We start from the raw sequence: 20,112 nt of genomic DNA, 5'->3' as shown, positions 1-20,112 counted from the left end.
ATAATAAATTATAAATTAAAGGAGTAAAAATGCAAATCGAAGCATTTGGCGTTTTGGTCGTAGTTCTGGTTATCTTTGCGTTCTTGTTTTTAAAGGCTGGTATCAAGATCGTCTCACAAGCTGATAATCTACTCATCGAGCGACTTGGTAAATTCCATAAAGTGCTTGACGGCGGATTTCACATAATTATCCCATTTGTTGATCAAATAAGAGCGATAATCACCGTAAAAGAGCAGCTTGTTGATATCACAAAACAGCAAGTCATCACAAAAGATAACGTAAATATAAGCGTCGATGGTATCGTCTTTCTGAAGGTCTTTGATGCAAAAATGGCGGTTTATAATGTCGATAACTACAAGCGTGCCATTGCAAATTTAGCCATGACTACGCTTCGTGGCGAGATAGGCGCGATGAATCTTGACGATACGCTAAGCTCTCGTGACCGCCTAAATGCTGCACTTCAAGTGGCTCTTGGCGACGCTGCTGGCAACTGGGGCGTAAAGATCATGCGCGTAGAAATTTCTGAAATTTCTGTCCCACTTGGCATCGAAGAGGCGATGAATATGCAGATGAAAGCTGAGCGTGAAAAACGCGCGATCGAGCTAAAAGCCTTGGCTGAAAAAGAGGCGCTAATACGCAATGCCGAAGCGTTAAAACAAGAAAAAGTGCTTCAAGCAGAGGCTATAGAGCGTATGGCTGATGCGAAAAAATACGAGCAAATCGCTATCGCAACGGCTCAAAAAGAGGCCATGGATATGATAAATGATAGCATGAGCAAAAATGCAAATGCAGCAGAATTTTTGCTTGCGCGCGATAGAGTCGGGGCATTTAGCGAGCTAGCTAAAAATAGCTCAAAAGATAAAATTTTAGTCCCTTACGAAGCGGCTGAACTCATCGGCTCGATTAGTGTTTTAAAAAATTTCTTAGCTAAGGATAAGGCGTGATAAGTCCTTTTATAATGATAGCCATAGGCGCGCTCTTGTGCGTGGCTGAGCTTATGCTATTTTCATTTTATCTGCTCTTTTTTGGCTTATCTTTTATCATCGTTGGGGCGATAAATTTTGGCTTTAATTTTGAGTGGAGCTTTCAAATTTTGGCTGTCCTAGTGCTTGCCTTTATCTTACTTGTACTCTTAAAGGCGCCGTTAAAGAGTAAATTTATGGCTAAAAAAGAGAGCTTTAATGAGGAATTTTTAGACGAGGCTGGAGTTGGCGAGATTAGAGAAAATATGGTCTATTTTAAGGGTACGCTTTGGAAATACGACGGAAATTTGACTAACGGAGAAAAAGTGACGGTTCTTGGCACCAAAGGCGACAAGGTGATATTAAAATAAAAGTGCCTTTTTGGCACTTTTATTAATGTTTGTGCATCATTTGGTGGTCATGTGCATGGCCGCCATTTTGCATGCCGCCGTGGTGTTCGCAACTTCCCTTATCTTTTGTCGCCATATTTTGGTGGTGAGGGCAGCCACATCCTGCATGTGCAGCTTCTGGTTTTGGCTCATTTTTGGCACAACCCACTAAAAATAGGCCTACAACTGCGGCTAAAACGATCTTTTTCATATTTACTCCTTCAAAAAGTTTGCATATTCTATCTGCTAAAGTTAAAAATTTGGTAACGACATGATTTATCATATTTAAAAGCATTTTTGGCTAAACTCTCGCCCAAAAATAAGCAAAATAAAAGGTTAAATTTGAAAAGACTTAGTGTAAATGAGGCCATCGATCTTATAGAAAATGCACCGCTTCACGAGCTTGGCAAGATGGCATTAGCTAGAAAAAAAGAGCTTCATCCAGAGGGCATTACGACCTTCATAGTAGATCGCAACATCAACTATACAAACGTCTGCTGGGTGGATTGTAAATTTTGCGCATTTTACCGCCATGCAAAAGAAGAAGACGCTTACGTGCTAAGTTTTGAGGAGATCGGCAAGAAGATCGAGGAGCTAATCGCCATTGGCGGCACGCAAATTTTATTTCAAGGCGGTGTTCATCCAAAGCTAAAGATCGAATGGTACGAGGAGCTTGTTGGCTACATCAGCAAGCACTATCCAAGCATCACGATACATGGCTTCTCAGCCGTTGAAATCGACTATATCGCAAGAATTTCAAAAATTTCTACAAAAGAGGTCTTAAGACGCCTAAACGAAAAGGGCTTATACTCGATGCCAGGGGCTGGAGCGGAGATTTTAAGCGATAGAGTGCGTGACATCATCGCCCCAAAAAAGTGCGACACCGCAGACTGGCTTCGCATACACAAAGAGGCGCACGAGCTTGGCATAAAGACAACTGCTACGATGATGTTTGGCACGGTTGAGAGCACTCGCGAGATCGTAGAGCACTGGGAGCACGTCAGAAATTTACAAGATGAAACGGCTGGATTTAGGGCATTTATACTTTGGAGCTTTCAAGGGCTAAATACAAAGCTCATGCAAGAATTTCCAGAGATCAAAAAGCAAAGCTCGAACGTCTATCTAAGGCTTCTTGCGGTTTCAAGGCTCTTTTTGGATAACTTTAAAAATATCCAAAGCAGCTGGGTCACGCAGGGCAGCTACGTAGGCCAGCTAGCGCTTCTTTTTGGTGCAAATGATCTTGGTAGCACGATGATGGAAGAAAACGTCGTAAAAGCTGCAGGGGCAAGCTTTAGGATGAATCAAGATCAGATGATCGAGCTTATAAAAGATGTCGGAGAAATTCCAGCTAAGCGCAACACAAACTACGATATTTTGGAGAAATTTTAGATGAAAATTTTAAATATCAATGTAAAAAATGTAAAAATCCCAGTCGTTTTTGAAAGCTCAAAAACGATGCCAGTAGTGAGCCTAAAACTAGTTTTTAAAGCAGCTGGTAGTTCGCAAAATGGCAAGCTCGCAGGCCTTGCAAGGCTAAGTGCAAATTTGCTAAACGAGGGCGATATGAAGCTAGGCTCAGCTAAATTTGCTAAAGAGCTTGAAGTAAGGGCGATCAGCCTAAATGCAAGCTGCGGCTTTGAGACATTTTGTATCGATCTAAACTGCCTAAAAGAGCACTTTGCCTTTGCGTGCGGCAAACTAAAAGAGCTTATAAGCGCTCCAAATTTAACTGATGAAATTTTAAATAGGTGCAAAACCGTGACACTTGGCGAGATCGCAGCAAATGAAAACGACTTTGACTACTTGGCAAGGCAAGGGCTTTTTGAGCTTTTATACCCAAAAAGCGTGCTTGCTCAGCCAAGCATTGGCACGAAAAAGAGCATAAAAGCGATCACGCTTGAAGATGTGAGCAAATTTTTAAACGAGCATTTAGACCTTTCAAATTTGCTTTGCGTGCTAGGTGGCGACATCGATGAGAAGCAGACAAAAGAGCTTGCTAGCGTTTTAGAAATTTTAAAACCTGGTAAGGTGCGAAAGCTAGAGCGTTTTAGTCCAAGCAATAAGTGCGAAACCAGCGAGATAGTAAGGCAAAGCGAGCAGGCATACATCTACTTTGGCGCACCATTTAACGTGAGACCTGAGGAGAAATACAAGGCCGCAGTGGCGACATTTATCTTGGGCGAGGGTGGCTTTGGCTCGAGGCTCATGGAGGAGATCCGCGTGAAAAGAGGGCTTGCATACAGCGCCTACGCTAGAAATTTGCTAAATCTCTCTTACAGCCAGCTATACGGCTACATGCAGACAAAAAATGAAAAAAAAGATGAGGCTATCGCTGTTATAAAAGAGGAAATTTTAAAATTTAGTAAAAAAGGCGTTAGCAATGCCGAGCTTGAGCAGGCAAAGAAATTCTTACTTGGTTCGTTACCTCTTAGGCTAGAGACGCTATTTAAACGCCTTGATATCGCGCAGGGCGAGTTTTACGAGCATGGCGAGCTTGGGGTATTTTTAAAGGACCTTGATAAAATTTCAGCCCTTTCGCTAAGCGAGCTAAATAGCTTCATAAAAACCCACGCAGAGATCAATCAGCTAAGTTTTTGCGTTTTAAAAAATGAAATTTGAAGCAAGCGACAGAGCAAAACTTATAAAAATAGGCGTGCTTAGCCTACTTGACCTTGCTCTTGTGCTACCAAAGGGCTTTGAGGATACTACGATCGCTAAGAGCCCAAGAGAAGGGCAGGTCTGCATAAATGTAAAGATCACTTCGCTCGCCTCGCGCCCTGGAATGCTAACGGCACTTGCCTTTTGCGAGCCGTGGCAAAGTAGCGTAAAGATCGTCATTTTTAACGCAAAGTCTTGGCACTACGGCGCTTTTAAGACTGGCAAAGAGATGGCGATATATGGGCTTTGCTCCTATGCCTTTGGCTCGTGGCAGATCGTAAATCCAAAAATCACCACAAAAATAGGTCAGGAGGAAATTTTAAAATTTAGTAAAAAAGGCGTTAGCAATGCCGAGCTTGAGCAGGCAAAGAAATTCTTACTTGGTTCGTTACCTCTTAGGCTAGAGACGCTATTTAAACGCCTTGATATCGCGCAGGGCGAGTTTTACGAGCATGGCGAGCTTGGGGTATTTTTAAAGGACCTTGATAAAATTTCAGCCCTTTCGCTAAGCGAGCTAAATAGCTTCATAAAAACCCACGCAGAGATCAATCAGCTAAGTTTTTGCGTTTTAAAAAATGAAATTTGAAGCAAGCGACAGAGCAAAACTTATAAAAATAGGCGTGCTTAGCCTACTTGACCTTGCTCTTGTGCTACCAAAGGGCTTTGAGGATACTACGATCGCTAAGAGCCCAAGAGAAGGGCAGGTCTGCATAAATGTAAAGATCACTTCGCTCGCCTCGCGCCCTGGAATGCTAACGGCACTTGCCTTTTGCGAGCCGTGGCAAAGTAGCGTAAAGATCGTCATTTTTAACGCAAAGTCTTGGCACTACGGCGCTTTTAAGACTGGCAAAGAGATGGCGATATATGGGCTTTGCTCCTATGCCTTTGGCTCGTGGCAGATCGTAAATCCAAAAATCACCACAAAAATAGGTCAGATAGTTCCTAAATTTAAGACCGAGCTAAAAGATGATGAAGTCAAAAAACTTGTTTTAAAATATATAAATTTACAAAATTTATTAGCCGAGGGCTTAAGTGAGCGAGAGGCTAAATTTCTAGCTAACCTTCAAAGACTAGACGAGCAAAGCGTACAACTTTTATATCACCTAAAAAACGAAGGCGAGGGCGTGGGAATCTTAAAATTTGTAGAAATTTTTAACTACATAAAAAAGCTAAGTGCTAAAAAAACCTACTTTAAAAGCCTAAAAATCAAGCCTTTTGACATAAGCTCTTGGCTTAAGAGCTTGCCATTTACGCCGACAAACGACCAGATAAACGCCATAAATGACATCAGAGACGACCTTAGTGCTGTGCAGGCAAAAAGGCGCGTCATAATGGGTGACGTGGGAAGCGGCAAGACGCTTGTGATCCTAGCGGCTGCGCTTAGTGTATATCCTCAAAGTGCCATTTTGATGGCGCCAACAAGTATCTTAAGCGAGCAAATTTACAATGAAGCAAAGAGGCTATTGCCGCCATTTATGAATGTGATGTTGGTTCAAAGTGGAGAGAAAAAGATAGACTTTGGTGGGGCAAATTTGATCGTTGGCACGCATGCGCTGCTCTTTCATGAGCTACCAAACTCACCGCTAGTCATGGTCGATGAGCAGCACCGCTTTGGCTCAAACCAGCGCAAAAAGATAGAGGAGCTGGCCTCAAACGAGGACGAGCGAGCAAATTTTGTGCAGTTTTCGGCTACACCGATACCAAGGACGCTAAGTTTGATCCAGTCTGAGATCGTTAATTTTAGCTTTTTAAAGCAGATGCCGTTTAAGAAAAATATAACGAGCCAAATTTTAGGCGCTAGCGAGTTTGGCTTTTTGCTAACTCACATAAAAAAGCAGCTTGAAGGTGGCTTTCAAATAGCCATCATCTATCCGTTAGTTGAGAGCAGTGAGAGCTCAAACTATCAAAGCCTAAATGAGGCACAGGGCTTTTGGCTAAAGAATTTCAAAAATGTCTTCGTCACACATGGCAAGGATAAAGAGAAAGAGGAAAATTTAAGGCGGTTCAGAGAAGAGGGTGAAATTTTGCTCTCAACCACCGTTGTTGAGGTCGGAATTTCGCTGCCAAGGCTAAATACGATAGTGATCGTAGGGGCTGAGCGGCTAGGGCTTGCCACGCTTCATCAGCTGCGCGGTAGAGTGGGGCGAAATGGCGGCGATGGATACTGCTTTTTATTTACCAAGCTAAAAGAGGCGCCAGCTAGGTTAAAAGAATTTTGCGCGACAAATGACGGCTTTAAAGTAGCCGAGCTTGATCTTAAAAATCGCCAAAGCGGCGACATACTAAACGGCTTTTTTCAGCACGGAGCGACCTTTAACTTTTATGACTACGAGGACGATATTACGCAGGCTGCAAAGGCTAGAGTGGCGACACTTGCTAAAAATAATACCTAGTTATTTTGGCCTTGATCTAAAAAAATTGTTTTCTTTTACTGGTTCTTTTGACTTGTTTAAATTTTTATAATTTATAGAATTTGAAGTGAGTGGCAAGGCTAAGCTTTGTAAAATTTATAAAATTATTTTTCTACTCTACGCTCTTTGCATACATTCTCGCATGGTATGCCGTCACGATCACGGTCAAATCCACTGCGTCCGCATTTTCTTAGATAGTGATATGCTTCTTCGCAACTTTTCATCTCTTTGCAGTAGCGTTTAGAACAATCAAATTTATCCGCCGCGTTTGCCATCAATGCAAAAAATAAAATCAAAACTACTTTTTTCATTTTTACTTCAAAGGCAGTATTAAATAAGAAAAATAATACAAAAAAGCGCTCTCAAAAGAATTTCTCTTTTGAGAGTATAAATTTAAAGAGGATATGTTAAGCAACACTCTCTTTTTACTTCGTCAATGTAGCTTACGTTTAAACTTAGCCCATAAAGCTTGCTTAAATTTTCGCTTCTTATGATCTCATCAACCGTGCCAAATCCAACCTCGCCATCACCCTTTACAAGTGCTACATATCCGCCAAGAAGCACGGCAAAGTCAGGGTTGTGAGTGGTTAGCACAACCGAGTAGCCAAGCTCTTTTAGCCACTTGATGGTACGTAGGAATTTGTACTGGTTGCCAAAATCAAGCGCGCTCGTTGGCTCGTCAAATATAATCATCTTTGGCTGTGCAGCCATCGCACGTGCGATCATACACATCTGCTTTTGACCGCCACTCATCTGCGTAATAAAACGCTCTTCAAGATACTCGATCTCAAGCTTTTTGGTATAAATTTTAGCTATCTCTTCATCTTCTTTACTAGGCCTTGCAAAGATACCAAGGTGTGCTGCACGACCCATCGTAATAAACTCAAGCCCTGTGTAGTCGTACTCTGTGATCTCACTTTGAGCGACGTAGGCCATTATTTTTGCTCGGTCTTTATTACTTAGACTCTCTACGTTTTTACCATCGAGAAAAATTTCTCCAGATACTGGCTTTAGTGATCCGCTTATCAGCCCAAGGGTGGTTGATTTACCAGCTCCGTTTCGCCCAAGTATGGTTAAAATTTCACCTGCACCTATCTTTAAATTTACATTTTCTAGTTTGCCAGCTCCGTTTGGATAGCTAAAGTTTAAATTTTTAACTTCAAGCATTATGCAACCTTTTTATTTCGCCACAAGACCCAGACAAAAAATACTGTGCCGATAAAGCCAGTAAGTACGCCAAGGGGCACTTCGCTCACGCTTATGCTGCGCGCTAAAGTATCGACAAATAGTAAAAATATCGCACCCATAAATATGCTTGCAGGCATGCTTTTTATGTTATTTGCACCAACTAGCATGCGAGCTAAGTGAGGCATGAGAAGTCCCACCCAAGCGACTATACCGCTTATGCAAACGCTACATGCTGTAAGAAGCGTAGCGCATATGATAACGATAGCGCGTTCAAAAGCGACATTTACGCCAAGTCTTGCTGCACTCTCGTCGCCAAGAGAGAGTAAATTTATACGCCAGCTCATGGCGATTAGTAAAATGGCGCAGATGATCATCACTGGGGCTATAAATTTTAAATTCTCGCTATCAAGCTTTGCTAGGCTTCCAAGTTGCCAATAGACGATGTCAGGTAGCTTTGTCTCTGGGTCGGCGACATATTTTAAAAAGCCGATCACCGAGCCCATTAGTCCACTTACGATGATACCAGAAAGAACTAGCATGAGTGTGCTCGTGCGCCCCATCATCTTTGGTATGGCTAGAGTGATAGCAACAGCTGCTAGACCAAAGCCAAATGCAAAAGCCTGCACCCAAAATAGCGATAGATCAAAGATGATAGCAGTGGCAGCTCCCACGCAAGCACCTGCTGAGACACCTAGAAGGTCTGGGCTTACTAGCTGGTTTTTAAAGACGCCTTGATAGGCTGCACCACTCACGCTAAGAGCGGCTCCAACAAGGATAGCTGCGATGATACGAGGTATACGCAAATTTTCTATCACATTTGTGATGTTGCTAGCTGCCCCCTCGCCAAAGCCAAAGCCGTGAGCGAGCACGCTAAAGACGTCGCTAAATGGTATGTAAAATCTACCAACACCAAGAGCTACAAAGGCACAAAGAAGCGTGAGCAGGGCTAAAAATATAGCAACTAGCGAAAAATTTGCGTTTTTCATATATTATTTGCTACTGCCGTCTGGATTTAGACCTTTTAGCATGTAGTCATACTCTGTGTCGGTAAGCTCGTGGCCTAGGAACTCTTTATAAAACTCTTTTGTCTTTGCTTTTATATCTAGGTCTTTAAAAAGATCAGGCTGGATAGTTTTTGCTGCCCATAAAATTTGGAGCACGCTCTCAGCGCCATATCTATCCCAAGCAAATACTCCTTTTGGGTTGCCATAGATTTTGCCGTTTTTCACAGCATTTGAGCCTGAAAATGCAGGATTCTCTTTGACATTTTTTATTAAAGCGTCTGTGTCATTGCCGCCAACAATGATGATATCAGGATTAGAGTTGATGATCTCTTCAGCTGTAAGCTCGATCATAGAGCCCTCTTTTGTCACTGCGTTTTTGCCGCCAGCTAAATTTATCCAAGTATTTTGGATAGTGTTTGTTCCATCAACTTTTAATAAATTTGCTCCGCCAAGAAGGTGAAGTACTTTTGGACGCTTATCAGCTGGGATATTTTTAGTTTTGGCTTCTACAAATTTTGAGTTATCATGGATCTTGTTTGATAGCTTTTCAGCCAAAGCTCTAGCCTTGTCAGTACCGATAACTTCAGCTGTTGCATAGATACTTTTTTCCATATCTGGATAGTCTCTATATATCATATTTACCGCGCTAAAGCCATTTTTAGTAAGCTCTTCTTGGTAATTTTTGCTAGAAACTATGACAACATCAGGTGCTAGCTTAACTAGCTCTTCTACTTGAATATCTTTGCCATTTAGCGCAGCTGGTAGGTCTTTTACCTTTGGATAGACAAGGGCAAACCATTTGTTTTTCTTGATAAGATCTGTCGTTGTGACTACTTTATCCATGCCACCAAGTGCTAGGATAATCTCGTTGTTTGCGTGCCAAAGCGCAGCGATCTTTTCTACCTTTTCAGGTACGCTTACTTTGACACCTTGCATATCAGTGATGCTTCTTGCAGACTCAGCTGCGTTTAGGCTAAGAGCCATAAATAATGAAGCAACAAGGCTAAATTTGGTTACTTTATGCATAAAATTTGTTTGCATATTTTTCCTTTATTTTTGAAGTATAAACATATATATTAATAATATTTATATTAATTCTATGTAAATTTTGCATATACATTATGAAAAATTTGCATATCTTGTAAATTCTTATAAATCTAATAGGATAAATTCTCTCCTTTTGTTGACATATGTCATTATTTGCTTTTTTAAAATGGGATAAACTTTGCCTAAATTTTTTAAAAAAAGGAGAATCAATGCGTGAATACAAAAAGTATTGGCTAGCACTTGTTGCAGTACTAGTAATTTGCTTTAGTATTTTAGGCTACTACGGCGTTGAGGTTTATAGAAGCTCGCCACCAGTTGTAAATTTTACAGATGAGAATGGCAATGTCGTGATCGACAAAGAGAGCATCTATAAAGGTCAAGAGGCCTGGCAAAGCATAGGAGGTATGCAAGTTGGCTCTGTTTGGGGACACGGCGCATATCAAGCACCTGATTGGAGTGCGGACTGGCTTCATAAAGAGTTAGTTATATTTTTAGAGTTAAAAGCAGATGAAATTTATCACTCAAAATATGCTGACTTAAATGATGAGCAAAAAGCAAATCTAAAAGTTCTACTTAAAAAAGAGTACCGAGAAAATGGCGTAAAAGACGATAAAATCGTACTTAGTAGCGATAGATTAAAGGCTATGAAACAAGTAAGCCAAGAGTATTCATCACTTTTTGGAAATGACCCTAAGTTTAAATCTTTAAGAGAAGCTTATGCGATGAAAGAAAATACTCTTCCAAATGCTTCTGATAGAGATGATCTTAATAACTTTTTCTTCTGGTCAGCCTGGGCAACCGCAGCAAACAGACCTAATAGCGATGCTACATACACAAACAACTGGCCACACGAGCCACTAATAGATAATGTACCAACAAGCGAAAATATATTTTGGTCAATCGCAAGTGTTGTAATACTTATTGCTGGTATTGGATTTCTTGTTTGGTTTAGCTCTTTTTATGGCAAAAAAGATGATGAAAAGTTGGAAGCTATTAGCGAAGATCCGCTTAGTAAATTAAGCCTAACTCCATCTCAAAAAGCTCTTAAAAAATATCTTTTTGTAACTTTGGCTCTTTTTGCATTCCAAATTTTAATAGGTGGCTTTACGGCTCACTATACAGTCGAAGGACAAGAATTTTACGGTATAAACTTATCAGCTTATATTCCTTATTCACTTGCTAGAACATGGCACATTCAGGCTAGTATTTTCTGGATTGCGACAGGATTTTTAGCAGGTGGTCTTTTCCTAGCACCTATTATAAATGGCGGTAAAGATCCAAAATTCCAAAAGCTTGGCGTAGATTTATTATTTTACGCATTACTAATCCTTGTAGTTGGCAGTTTTGCTGGCGAGTATTTAGCGATTGCAAATATTATGCCTATAAATTTAAGCTTCTGGTTTGGACACCAAGGATATGAATATATCGAGCTTGGACGTGTTTGGCAAATTATTTTATTTGTTGGTCTTGTCATTTGGATGCTACTTTTACTTCGCGGATTTATCGGCGGATTTAAGAACAAAGGTGACAAAAATTTACTTGCTATCTTCGCAGCTTCTGCTGTTGCAGTTGGATTATTTTACGGAGCAGGATTATTTTACGGCCAAAGAAGTCCACTTCCAGTGATGGAATACTGGCGCTGGTGGGTTGTACACCTTTGGGTTGAAGGCTTTTTTGAGGTCTTTGCTACCGCTTCACTTGCTTTTGTGTTTGTTAGTCTTGGTCTTGTTTCAAAGAGATTTGCTACATTTTCAACACTTGCGAGTGCATCACTTTTCCTAGTAGGCGGAATTCCAGGAACTTTCCACCACTTATATTTTGCGGGTACTACAACACCTATAATGGCAGTTGGCGCTAGCTTCTCAGCACTTGAGGTAGTTCCTCTTGTATTGCTTGGCGCTGAAGCTTATGAGCACTATAGACTTCAGTTTGCTCAAACTTGGGCTAAGACATTAAAATGGCCACTTTACTGCTTTATAGCAGTTGCTTTCTGGAATATGCTAGGTGCTGGTGTATTTGGATTTTTAATCAATCCTCCGATTTCATTATTTTATATCCAAGGCCTAAATACGACTCCAGTTCACGGACATGCTGCGCTATTTGGTGTTTATGGATTTTTGGCACTCGGATTTGTTTGGCTAGTGGCTACTTATCTATTCAAAGGTCAAGAATTTGATGAAAAACTTATGAAAATAGGCTTTTGGGGCTTAAATATAGGCCTTATGTTAATGATCGTACTTTCGTTGCTTCCAATAGGAATTTATCAAGCATTTGCAAGCCTAGAGCATGGTATGTGGTATGCAAGAAGTGCTGAGCTTTTACAACAATCACACTTACAAAATTTAAGATGGGTAAGAATGATTGGCGATACGATTTTAATAATCGGTGGAATCAGCTTCCTTGCACAACTTCTAAAATTTATGCTTAATAAAAAAGCTTAAAACTAAAGGGGTATTTTGCCCCTTTATTAAGCTATCTTTTCATAAAATAACGCAAATTTAAAAGGAAAGAAATGATTACATTTTTTAAAAGAATTTGCGTTATTTTTATTGTACTCTTACACTCTTTTTTGGCTCTTGTAGTTGATTATTCATTTCCACACTATGCAAATGTACAAATCACAGGTGGCGATGTCAAACGTATGGACAAAGATGGTATCATCGATGCTAAAAATCCGGCTGATGGTCCTACTAGAGATGTTTATTTTATCTACACTAAAGATTCTAATAATTCAAATAAAGTCATGGCTTATAGAAATGAAGATACTGCATGGGGATTTCCGTTTTATTTTAAATTTAACTCAGCTGATGTACAAGCCAAGGCTCAGGGCTTTGCAAATAGCGATAAAAACGTAACTGTAAAATATTATGGATATAGAATTTCTATGCTTCAAGAGTTTAGAAATGTCATCTCACTAAAAGAGAGCGGTACTGATACTAGTTGGCCGGTAGCTAGCTATGTATTTTACTTTATCTTGTTTATCTCGCTAATCATTTGGATAAGAAAGATAAATAAGGCCTTTAGACCAAAAACTAGTGAAAATTTAGAGAAATAGATAGTGTTTGTTTTAGTTATTTGATATTTTAAAATCAAAAAGAGAGCTTTGTCTCTCTTTTATCTCTAAAAATTTCTAGTGTTATCAATTATATTTTTAGCTCGTTTGTTCTGCCATGCTCCTCTACGCTTTCTCGGTCTATAAAATAAAATTCTACATCTAGATTATTTTTAAGAAAATCACCCACTTTTTTATGGCATGTAATTCTTTGCCTTGCCATTCATCAGTTGTGACCTAGTTTAGTTCGCCAAGATCTTCTTAAAATGGCTTACAGGGAAGCCTTCTTGTATCTAGATCTATCTTGCACAAGGATATCTATTCTATTTTTGAAAATTTAAAGCTATTTGCTGGCGTAGCAGTCTTTGTAAGCAGGGTTTTGGACTATAGGAAGAAATTTATAGTGGGTCGGTATAAATTTTAGGGGCAAAGCTGCCCCTATTTTTAGTATAGACCAAAAGTTCCGTCTGTTCTTTTGTAGATCACACGCATTTTTGCGTCAACATCGTTAAATACGTAAAATTGTTTATCGCTTGATTTTAGTTTATCAAGTGCCTCTTCGACTTCAAGTGGTTTATAAATTTCAAGCTCCATAGGCACGATTTCTTCAACACCTTCGATCTTTTCTTCGCCTATTCTTGAGCGAAATTCTTTGTCGTCAGCCTTGCCTTTTACAGTAAATTTCTTATCATGCTCTCTTCTTAAAACTTTTGATGCTTTTTCGATAGCAAGATCGATCGCAGCGTAAAGATCTTTATCTTTTTGGCGAACGACTATCGTATCTTTATGGGCCATATTTAGAGAAAATTCTGCATTAAAGCCTTTTTTTCCTTGTTTTTCATCGGCTGCTACAACACATCTTGCTGAGATGATGTCGAGATTGTATTTGCCAAGAGTATCAAAAGCGTCTTGGATATAGTTTTTGATTGGCTCTGTTAGCTCAAATTGTTTTCCTACAATGCTTATGTTCATCGTAATCTCCTTTATAGAAAGTAAGATGATTATAACACGCTAAAACTAAAAACAAATTAAACTAAAATCTTTATAAAATTTTAAAGTTTCTGAATAGTTCGTTTGTGAAAATTTATAGGATTTGGCGTTTTTTTGTCTTTTGATGTTACAAAAACATCAAAGATCATGTTGCCAGTACTTGCGACTCCGTTTGTTCCTGGCATAATGGTCGGTGGAGTGCATATACCAATATCGCCAAAGTAAGTTATTTTTACTTTAAAGTCGAACATATCGTTAAATCCTCCATTTACTTTATCTAAGCATTTGTTTGAGAAATCGGTTCTAAAAATTTCAAACATTGCATACTCTGCTGCTGCTTGAGCAACGAGTTGTGCTTGCTCTCTTAGATAAATTTCACTGCTTTGTCTAGCTGATGTGCTAGCTATCGAAAGGGCAAGAGTACTAATAGAAGCTGCTACAACTAGAAAAAATATCGCTGCTATTAACGTAAATCCTTTTCTCATTAATAAACTGCCTTTGACTTGCAAATGGTTATTTCTGATTTTTCTGCTTTAAGGCAAAGCTTTAGCGCGATGACTCCATTTTTTTCTGTGAAGACAAATCTTGTTACGTGTTTAGCTAGTGTTGCACTTTCGGCTTTGATATCCTTTGTAGATGTTGAGCTAAATTTTTTAAAGCTTTCATTTAGCCATGGCCTATAATTGTAGTAAATTTTAAGGTCAAAAGAGCCGTTTTGTATATCCTCGGCACTTTGCTCAGCTGGTGCTATGGCAATGGCTGTGTAAGCTAGCTTATACTGCTCTGAAATTTTTTTATTTTTAAAATCACTTGAAATTTTAAGCGTGTCGATTGATTGTATGCCAACTTTTGCGATATCTAAGTGTCTTTGGTCTAAATTTTCTTGATAGCCAAAGCTACTACCAACTCTATAAAGTATGCTAGAAAATATCGCTACTAAACCACCATTTTCATTATCGGCGTTTATACACCTAGAGCCGCTATTTACATCTTCTTCATTGCTATCATTTTCGCAGGTCAAGTCCATTACGCCATTTCTAAAAGCGTCATTAAATTTGCTTCCAGGGCTTTTTAGTCCATTTGCAATAGAGCTATTTGCAAGATCTACATATCCACTATATATGCCTTCTTCGATGATCGGATCTCCGTTAGTATCGTCTCCTTTATATTCGTTTATGCCGTCAAATAGCTCATAAGCAGCTGGGATAAATTCTAAAATTTCAAAGTCGCTACTTAAATTTACGCCACTATCATTTAGGGCCAGGTAATCTCCATTTTTTTTCCTAGCGATAACGCTTTGTTTGATTCTGTGGCTAAGTAGCATTGAAATTTGCTCTAGAGCGATTTCGCTTTGCGTTTCTAGTTCGTTTATTACTTTGCTTTGAAAATAGTTTTGATATAAATTCATAAGCGTGTTAAAGCTCATGAGTGAGATAACGCCAAGGACTGTAATAACTATTATAAGCTCAATTAGTGTAAAAGCTTTTTTTGTTTTTTTCATTTCCATTCTTTTACACTTAGAGTACTGCTTTCACCTATATTAAAGGCATATCCATAAAGTACGCTTTTGCTCTCTTTTGTAGTTTTCATAGTCGTATCTAGCTTTATTTGTAAAACGTCGTTATCGTTTAAAGGAGTGCTAACTACAAATTTATCAGCTCCATTTGTTATGGTTGGAGTCGTCTCTGTATCTATGATAAAGTCGCGTTTGGTAGTGCTAGCAGTTGGTGAGATAGATTTTTGGGTATTGAAATTTTTGATAGATTTTACTTTAAAATTTACGCTTTTGATTGATTCTGGAAGCTTTGAATCACTAGGCCTTGTGGCGCATGCAGACGAATTTTGCACCGGATATGCAAGTATCCTATGTCCTTCACCTTTTACTCCACTTTTTTCATAAAAATCCGGATTTGCCCCTTGCTCGCAGATAATAAGAGGAAAAATTATAGCCTCTTGAGTAGTTATAGATGATGGCATGGTATTTCTACCGGCTATTAAGACTTGATCGCTAAATGGTGCTTTTAATATTAATGACATATAAGTTTTAGCATTCATTAGTCCTTCTTGCATTAAGGACTGCTCGCTTAAATTTGAAGTAGTTCTTACCGCTAGTGGTAAGCTTGCACTTACTATGGCTACTACAAGCACTGACAAGATAAGCTCTATCAATGAAAAGCCACCCCTTTTCACCACTCTATTCTCCTGTTTGTCTTATCGCTTATATCTAGGTTACTATCACTATTAGATTTTACTCCTATAAAACCTCCAACTGCACCGCTTGTCTTATCTTCTATGTTATTGCTCTTTAGGACTTTACCAGCCCATTCGCCATTTGGTACTAGAAAATTTAGATTGAAATTATTTGTTTCAGGTTTCTCATCAAATTCACTATAAAGAAGCCAGCTAGGTGCTCTCATTTTAGCCACATCAGTAACCGCTGAAGGATTTCTTATAAAAATTATTTGCTCGCCATTACTTATGCTGCTTACATCATTTCTTAAAACAGTGCCGCTGTAAGTGTTTGTAAAGCTAAAGTCATGATAGTTAAGTACTCCTGCGCTATGTTTTGGATTGGTAGCCCAAAATGGTGCAGCTGGAAAGTCTTGCCATAGTTTGCCATTATCTTTCATATAGATATTTTTATTGCATCCATCGCAGTAGGCGCCATAATAAATTTTGGCATAAAAGCCACTATAAAGCCCTTCATAAAATGGTGCATAAACCCTACCAAAGTAAAATTTTGCTGTCGTTTCTGTTGCTGGTTTTTCATATTTTTTTACTGTATCGGTGCTATCTGACATGCCGCTAAAGCTAAAATCATTACTTGAAATAGTAAAAGGATTTTTGGCATGATTTACTTTTCTTTCAAAATTAAAATATACTTCACCTTTACCTACGCCATTTACAAAAGTATTTTTCTCTACATAAAATGTTGATTTTGTAGCACTTGGATCTATTGCTTTTCTAGTATTTGAGCCAGGAATTTCAAAAAATAAAATTTCTTCATTTGCTTTTGCTAATGTACCGGCATTGCCATCGTTGTCTGTAAAATTTAAAGGAACTCTATCTAGCTTTATGTCAAAGTTCATATTCTTTGCATAGCAATCTTCATTATAAAGTTTTGCAGGGTCATCGTTAAATAACCTGGCAGTTACTTCAAAGTCAAGCTTTGCTTTTTGTATGCCTTCATTATCAAGGTATGTTATATCGTTGTCTTTTGTTATCTTTAACTTACTTATTTGTATATCTTTTGGCCTAAATAGATAATCTCTATTACCTTCCAGCTTTATACTACATCCGATCCTTCCTTCTTGAGCAGTGTCTTGTGATGGATCGTTACTAATTGAGTTTTTTACGCAATCATCAGCTCTTGATGGCGTATGTTGATCAGTTATTGTATAGTCTTTGTCTAATACATAAAAATATGTATCGCCTATATCTGAGTAAGAAAAGCCAACAGGTCCACTTGATGTGTGACGGAAAATTTTACCCAATGCTTTATTTGGATCGTTAAAATCTACGCTTAGTTTGTTCTCACTCTCTATAATGCTAGGATCACAAGTCGCACTATATGCTGGTACAAGTTTTATCTCTCCATTTGAGCCACTTATGTTATTTATATAACCATTTGCTAAGCCACTATCAAGAGGTTTCATAGCTGCAAGAGCAATGTTATTATAAACTTTGCCGCCTATTAAAACATTGTTATTATTGATCGTATTCTTGTCAGTATCCCATAGCCTAAAGTGACTTGGTCTTATAGCAAAATCATCTAATTTTTCGCATTCAACCTTTGTGGTATTTGTTACTGGATCAAGATGAGAAATTCTAAATTTTATGCTTTTATAGGCTCTATCAATACTAATGCCTGACAACAAAATATCAGTTACACCATTAAATGTTATATCTTGTTCATATAAATTTGTTGGAGCACTGCAAGACTCGACCAACTCTACTTTTACATCTACTGGGGCATCTGGTACTTTTTTGTTGCCATCTGTATCATAGTTCGTGATATAGACATTAAATGGCGTAGAAACGATTTTAGTTAGAAGTCTATTTTTAAATTTAGTTTTAAAAGCTGCCGAGCCATCGTCTTGTCTATTGCTTGCGACGAAATTATTTGGACTGGCACTAACGCCTAAAGTAATGTTGTAATTTTGATTGCTACATCTTCTTATGTATGTGTCATAGGGCTGTAAATTTATATCAGCATTTGCAACCGTGGCTTTGTAACTATTTGGCTCAAATTTAGACTTAAGGGTCGTTTCATATATGGCATAAGCGTAGTTGCCTTGATGAATTAGCATTTCTCCACCCTTATTTGCAGCCGCACCTTGTCCTAGATAAAAAGTTAAGTCATTTCCGCTTAACTGCTGCAAGCCTGTGTTGTCGTTATAGTGCACCTGTCCTGACATAGTAAGTAGATCACTGGGCCCTTGTGATGCTTTATCTGCGTATATGTAAGTTGAGTTTGGATTATAAATTTGACTTGGATCTATTGTAGCTTTTAGAGCAAAGTCTTGGGCAGCTTCATTAGTATTATTTGTAACTTCAACGAAAGTTTTTAAAATAGTATTTGCTGGCACTACTGTCGGAGTATTTTCTTGCACCTTTGTAAAAGTACTATCGCTAGGTTTTTTCGCATAAATATATTCCATATAACAAACATCTGGCTTATATATACGAGTAGAAAAGCCAACTAGAGCTAAATTTATACGGTCAGCACTTACAACATTGGCACCGCCTGAGCTCTTAATCGTTGTAACTGTAAATTTTATATCCGCTTCTTTTTGAGCATATGACATTTTGTCCGATATATCAAATATATCTAAGTCTGCTTGGGAGTGAAATTTTTTACCTGGATTTATAAGTTGTCCAAATTTTGTCATAGTTGAGTTAAACTGATCGCCTTGCGCGTTATATCCGCTGGTAATACTCTGATAGCTGCCACCATTTTTTATCTTGATATCTTCACCTTTTGTTTCTGGCTTGCCGCCAAAGGAAAACATTGTAAGCGAAGCATCTATATTTCCTGCTTTTGGCGTATAGATGTTTTCAAATTTTACATCTACGGTTGAGCTCTTTACGGTACCAAATGGATCGCTTGACTTCATCCAGTCTGCTGCAAGTCTTTCTAATCCATCAAATATACTAACAAGCTTTGGCTCTATATTGTTTGCTGCAGCGGTTTTATCATCAAAGTCATAAATGATAACTAAACTCCAAGCAGCAAATTGTGGTGCAATGGATTGTATCCAGTAACCATTTTGCCCTTGAACTGGTGAGAATAGTAGCGTGCCGTATGTTTTTTTTAGTTTTCTACTAGTAGAGTTGTTTACCTTATATATGCCATCATTTGGGTCTATAAATTCATCACTAAAGGGAATCGTAGTTGATCTGATATTGCCAGCATAAAATGTCCTATCTGACTCACTAGTACCAAGAGAGTCTCTAACTATATCTGTTACATCAGCACTTGCTACATATTGGTAGTTTATTCCAGCCTTTACATAGTAGCTATTAGACTCGTTTTGATTATATGATTCAAGAGTCATTGATTTTGGTGCATACTGACTAAAAGAGCCAAACCAAAAGACATCTTTTGGATCAGCATCTATTGTGATTACACTCTTTCCAGGAGCTTTAAAATCAATCCTGCTATATCCTTTTATGTAATTTAAGGCGCTTACATATAAATTTGACCCAAGATTTTTTATTGCCCAGTTTTGATAAAGAGAGCCACCCCAATAAAGCCTGGCATAGACTACGTTTTTACCTTTTAAATTATTTTGTATAAAGGTATTTTTCTCACTAAAATCAAATGTGGAAGAGGATGAATTTTTACAATAAGGATGCTTGCTAGGATTATAAATATATGTTGTTTGACAAAGTGTGTAATTGCTAGGCAAAAAATTACCAGTATCTAAAAATATTCTATCGGCTGTAGATGATGTTCTTGTTACGTTAGATGGATCTGGAACAAAATTATATCCAGCGTATTGTGGAATCATAATAGTAGCACCAATGGTAGCTATATCTCCATTTACTCTGGTATTTAGATTTCCATTTATTGATCTTTGTCTTAAGCCTTTAGAGTGATCATCCCACATACCTATTAATGATCGTTGATTCCATGGAGAAAATTGCTCAACGTAAATATGATAGTGATCTTGTGCTAAGCCTGAAGAAAAGCTATTGGTATCTATCGTCCAAGTTCTATCAGATTTTCTTATGCAATGTGGGATATTTTTAGAAGAGTTGTCTTGGTACTCTTCAGCGTCTATAAAGCAAGAATAGTTTGCTCCACTACAACCAATAGATGCTGCTTCTGCTGTCGTACAAGCTCTGGGTGCACAAAAACCAAACGTGACAATAAAACAGAGTAAGTATGCTATCTTCACAACAAAT

At 38.5% G+C, this 20,112-nt stretch carries 19 protein-coding genes; 8 read left to right on the top strand and 11 right to left on the bottom strand.

Annotated elements, in window-relative coordinates:
- Positions 1-29 precede the first annotated feature (29 nt).
- Together CVS95_RS01975 and CVS95_RS01970 are read left to right on the top strand one after the other, a co-directional pair.
- Entirely contained in the window at positions 30-944 is a 915-nt protein-coding gene (locus tag CVS95_RS01975) for an SPFH domain-containing protein (protein WP_107695394.1), read from the top strand.
- The gene (locus CVS95_RS01970; RefSeq protein WP_107695393.1) at positions 941-1,333 is read left to right on the top strand and encodes an NfeD family protein; all 393 of its coding nucleotides are present in this window, start codon (positions 941-943) and stop codon (positions 1,331-1,333) included. The genes CVS95_RS01975 and CVS95_RS01970 overlap by 4 nt, the downstream gene beginning before the upstream one ends.
- A 22-nt stretch (positions 1,334-1,355) precedes the next feature.
- Here the strand turns inward: CVS95_RS01970 and CVS95_RS01965 are convergent, their stop codons facing one another.
- Entirely contained in the window at positions 1,356-1,562 is a 207-nt protein-coding gene (locus CVS95_RS01965) for a hypothetical protein (protein WP_107695392.1), read from the bottom strand.
- A gap of 131 nt (positions 1,563-1,693) precedes the next feature.
- Here CVS95_RS01965 and CVS95_RS01960 point away from each other — a divergent pair, with 131 nt between their 5' ends.
- Genes CVS95_RS01960 through recG form a run of 4 tightly spaced genes read left to right on the top strand, consistent with a single transcriptional unit; the run spans position 1,694 to position 6,402 of the window.
- A complete protein-coding gene (locus tag CVS95_RS01960) occupies positions 1,694-2,740 on the top strand; it encodes a dehypoxanthine futalosine cyclase (protein ID WP_107695391.1) in 1,047 nt (348 codons plus the stop codon).
- Entirely contained in the window at positions 2,741-3,970 is a 1,230-nt protein-coding gene (locus CVS95_RS01955) for a M16 family metallopeptidase (protein WP_107695390.1), read from the top strand. It begins immediately after the preceding gene.
- A complete protein-coding gene (locus CVS95_RS09710) occupies positions 3,960-4,595 on the top strand; it encodes a hypothetical protein (RefSeq protein WP_234399985.1) in 636 nt (211 codons plus the stop codon). Before CVS95_RS01955 ends, CVS95_RS09710 begins: the two co-directional genes overlap by 11 nt.
- Positions 4,585-6,402: an ATP-dependent DNA helicase RecG gene (recG, locus tag CVS95_RS01945; RefSeq protein WP_107695389.1), complete on the top strand. Its 1,818-nt coding sequence runs from the start codon at positions 4,585-4,587 to the stop codon at positions 6,400-6,402. The genes CVS95_RS09710 and recG overlap by 11 nt, the downstream gene beginning before the upstream one ends.
- A gap of 122 nt (positions 6,403-6,524) precedes the next feature.
- On the opposite strand, the gene CVS95_RS01940 is transcribed toward recG, so the two are convergent.
- From CVS95_RS01940 to CVS95_RS01925, 4 genes are all read right to left on the bottom strand, one after another.
- Positions 6,525-6,731 (bottom strand): excalibur calcium-binding domain-containing protein, encoded by a 207-nt coding sequence (locus CVS95_RS01940; RefSeq protein ID WP_072594813.1) that lies wholly within the window; start codon positions 6,729-6,731, stop codon positions 6,525-6,527.
- 82 nt (positions 6,732-6,813) lie between these two features.
- Positions 6,814-7,587 carry an ABC transporter ATP-binding protein gene (locus CVS95_RS01935; protein WP_107695388.1) on the bottom strand — a complete coding sequence of 258 codons (774 nt, stop codon included), beginning with the start codon at positions 7,585-7,587 and terminating at the stop codon, positions 6,814-6,816.
- Positions 7,587-8,594 (bottom strand): FecCD family ABC transporter permease, encoded by a 1,008-nt coding sequence (locus CVS95_RS01930; RefSeq protein ID WP_107695387.1) that lies wholly within the window; start codon positions 8,592-8,594, stop codon positions 7,587-7,589. Before CVS95_RS01930 ends, CVS95_RS01935 begins: the two co-directional genes overlap by 1 nt.
- Before the next feature lie 3 nt (positions 8,595-8,597).
- Entirely contained in the window at positions 8,598-9,653 is a 1,056-nt protein-coding gene (locus CVS95_RS01925; protein ID WP_107695386.1) for an ABC transporter substrate-binding protein, read from the bottom strand.
- A 215-nt stretch (positions 9,654-9,868) separates the two neighbouring features.
- Between CVS95_RS01925 and CVS95_RS01920 the strand changes: the two genes are divergently transcribed.
- Positions 9,869-12,100: a nitric-oxide reductase large subunit gene (locus tag CVS95_RS01920; protein WP_107695385.1), complete on the top strand. Its 2,232-nt coding sequence runs from the start codon at positions 9,869-9,871 to the stop codon at positions 12,098-12,100.
- Positions 12,101-12,171: 71 nt separating this feature from the next.
- Positions 12,172-12,714, top strand: coding sequence for a DUF1523 family protein (locus CVS95_RS01915; protein WP_021090645.1), 543 nt, complete (start codon positions 12,172-12,174; stop codon positions 12,712-12,714).
- A gap of 88 nt (positions 12,715-12,802) precedes the next feature.
- Here the strand turns inward: CVS95_RS01915 and CVS95_RS09840 are convergent, their stop codons facing one another.
- The 6 genes from CVS95_RS09840 to CVS95_RS01890 form a co-directional block, all read right to left on the bottom strand.
- Positions 12,803-12,934, bottom strand: coding sequence for a hypothetical protein (locus CVS95_RS09840; protein ID WP_265094513.1), 132 nt, complete (start codon positions 12,932-12,934; stop codon positions 12,803-12,805).
- A 221-nt stretch (positions 12,935-13,155) separates the two neighbouring features.
- Positions 13,156-13,683 (bottom strand): ribosome hibernation-promoting factor, HPF/YfiA family, encoded by a 528-nt coding sequence (gene hpf, locus CVS95_RS01910; protein ID WP_087579818.1) that lies wholly within the window; start codon positions 13,681-13,683, stop codon positions 13,156-13,158.
- A gap of 80 nt (positions 13,684-13,763) precedes the next feature.
- The gene (locus CVS95_RS01905) at positions 13,764-14,186 is read right to left on the bottom strand and encodes a hypothetical protein (protein ID WP_103593076.1); all 423 of its coding nucleotides are present in this window, start codon (positions 14,184-14,186) and stop codon (positions 13,764-13,766) included.
- Positions 14,186-15,202 carry a type II secretion system protein gene (locus CVS95_RS01900; protein WP_234399984.1) on the bottom strand — a complete coding sequence of 339 codons (1,017 nt, stop codon included), beginning with the start codon at positions 15,200-15,202 and terminating at the stop codon, positions 14,186-14,188. Before CVS95_RS01900 ends, CVS95_RS01905 begins: the two co-directional genes overlap by 1 nt.
- Positions 15,199-15,891, bottom strand: coding sequence for a type II secretion system protein (locus CVS95_RS01895; RefSeq protein WP_159071252.1), 693 nt, complete (start codon positions 15,889-15,891; stop codon positions 15,199-15,201). The genes CVS95_RS01900 and CVS95_RS01895 overlap by 4 nt, the downstream gene beginning before the upstream one ends.
- Entirely contained in the window at positions 15,888-20,105 is a 4,218-nt protein-coding gene (locus CVS95_RS01890) for a hypothetical protein (protein WP_159071251.1), read from the bottom strand. The genes CVS95_RS01895 and CVS95_RS01890 overlap by 4 nt, the downstream gene beginning before the upstream one ends.
- Between the last annotated feature and the right edge of the window lie 7 nt (positions 20,106-20,112).

The sequence above is a fragment of the Campylobacter concisus genome (assembly GCF_003048905.1).
GTDB classification, from domain to species: Bacteria; Campylobacterota; Campylobacteria; order Campylobacterales; family Campylobacteraceae; genus Campylobacter_A; species Campylobacter_A concisus_V.
Note: the sequence above shows the minus strand (reverse complement) of the source record. Positions and strands in the feature narration are given on the sequence as shown.

Excerpts from the sequence above, each read along its gene's own strand:
- CVS95_RS09840 (WP_265094513.1), bottom strand. The coding sequence starts at position 12,934 with ATGGCAAGGCAAAGAATTACATGCCATAAAAAAGTGGGTGATTTTCTT.
- recG (WP_107695389.1), top strand. The coding sequence starts at position 4,585 with ATGAAATTTGAAGCAAGCGACAGAGCAAAACTTATAAAAATAGGCGTG.
- CVS95_RS09710 (WP_234399985.1), top strand. The coding sequence starts at position 3,960 with ATGAAATTTGAAGCAAGCGACAGAGCAAAACTTATAAAAATAGGCGTG.
- hpf (WP_087579818.1), bottom strand. The coding sequence starts at position 13,683 with ATGAACATAAGCATTGTAGGAAAACAATTTGAGCTAACAGAGCCAATC.
- CVS95_RS01915 (WP_021090645.1), top strand. The coding sequence starts at position 12,172 with ATGATTACATTTTTTAAAAGAATTTGCGTTATTTTTATTGTACTCTTA.
- CVS95_RS01930 (WP_107695387.1), bottom strand. The coding sequence starts at position 8,594 with ATGAAAAACGCAAATTTTTCGCTAGTTGCTATATTTTTAGCCCTGCTC.
- CVS95_RS01925 (WP_107695386.1), bottom strand. The coding sequence starts at position 9,653 with ATGCAAACAAATTTTATGCATAAAGTAACCAAATTTAGCCTTGTTGCT.
- CVS95_RS01965 (WP_107695392.1), bottom strand. The coding sequence starts at position 1,562 with ATGAAAAAGATCGTTTTAGCCGCAGTTGTAGGCCTATTTTTAGTGGGT.
- CVS95_RS01905 (WP_103593076.1), bottom strand. The coding sequence starts at position 14,186 with ATGAGAAAAGGATTTACGTTAATAGCAGCGATATTTTTTCTAGTTGTA.
- CVS95_RS01955 (WP_107695390.1), top strand. The coding sequence starts at position 2,741 with ATGAAAATTTTAAATATCAATGTAAAAAATGTAAAAATCCCAGTCGTT.
- CVS95_RS01940 (WP_072594813.1), bottom strand. The coding sequence starts at position 6,731 with ATGAAAAAAGTAGTTTTGATTTTATTTTTTGCATTGATGGCAAACGCG.
- CVS95_RS01900 (WP_234399984.1), bottom strand. The coding sequence starts at position 15,202 with ATGAAAAAAACAAAAAAAGCTTTTACACTAATTGAGCTTATAATAGTT.
- CVS95_RS01935 (WP_107695388.1), bottom strand. The coding sequence starts at position 7,587 with ATGCTTGAAGTTAAAAATTTAAACTTTAGCTATCCAAACGGAGCTGGC.
- CVS95_RS01975 (WP_107695394.1), top strand. The coding sequence starts at position 30 with ATGCAAATCGAAGCATTTGGCGTTTTGGTCGTAGTTCTGGTTATCTTT.
- CVS95_RS01920 (WP_107695385.1), top strand. The coding sequence starts at position 9,869 with ATGCGTGAATACAAAAAGTATTGGCTAGCACTTGTTGCAGTACTAGTA.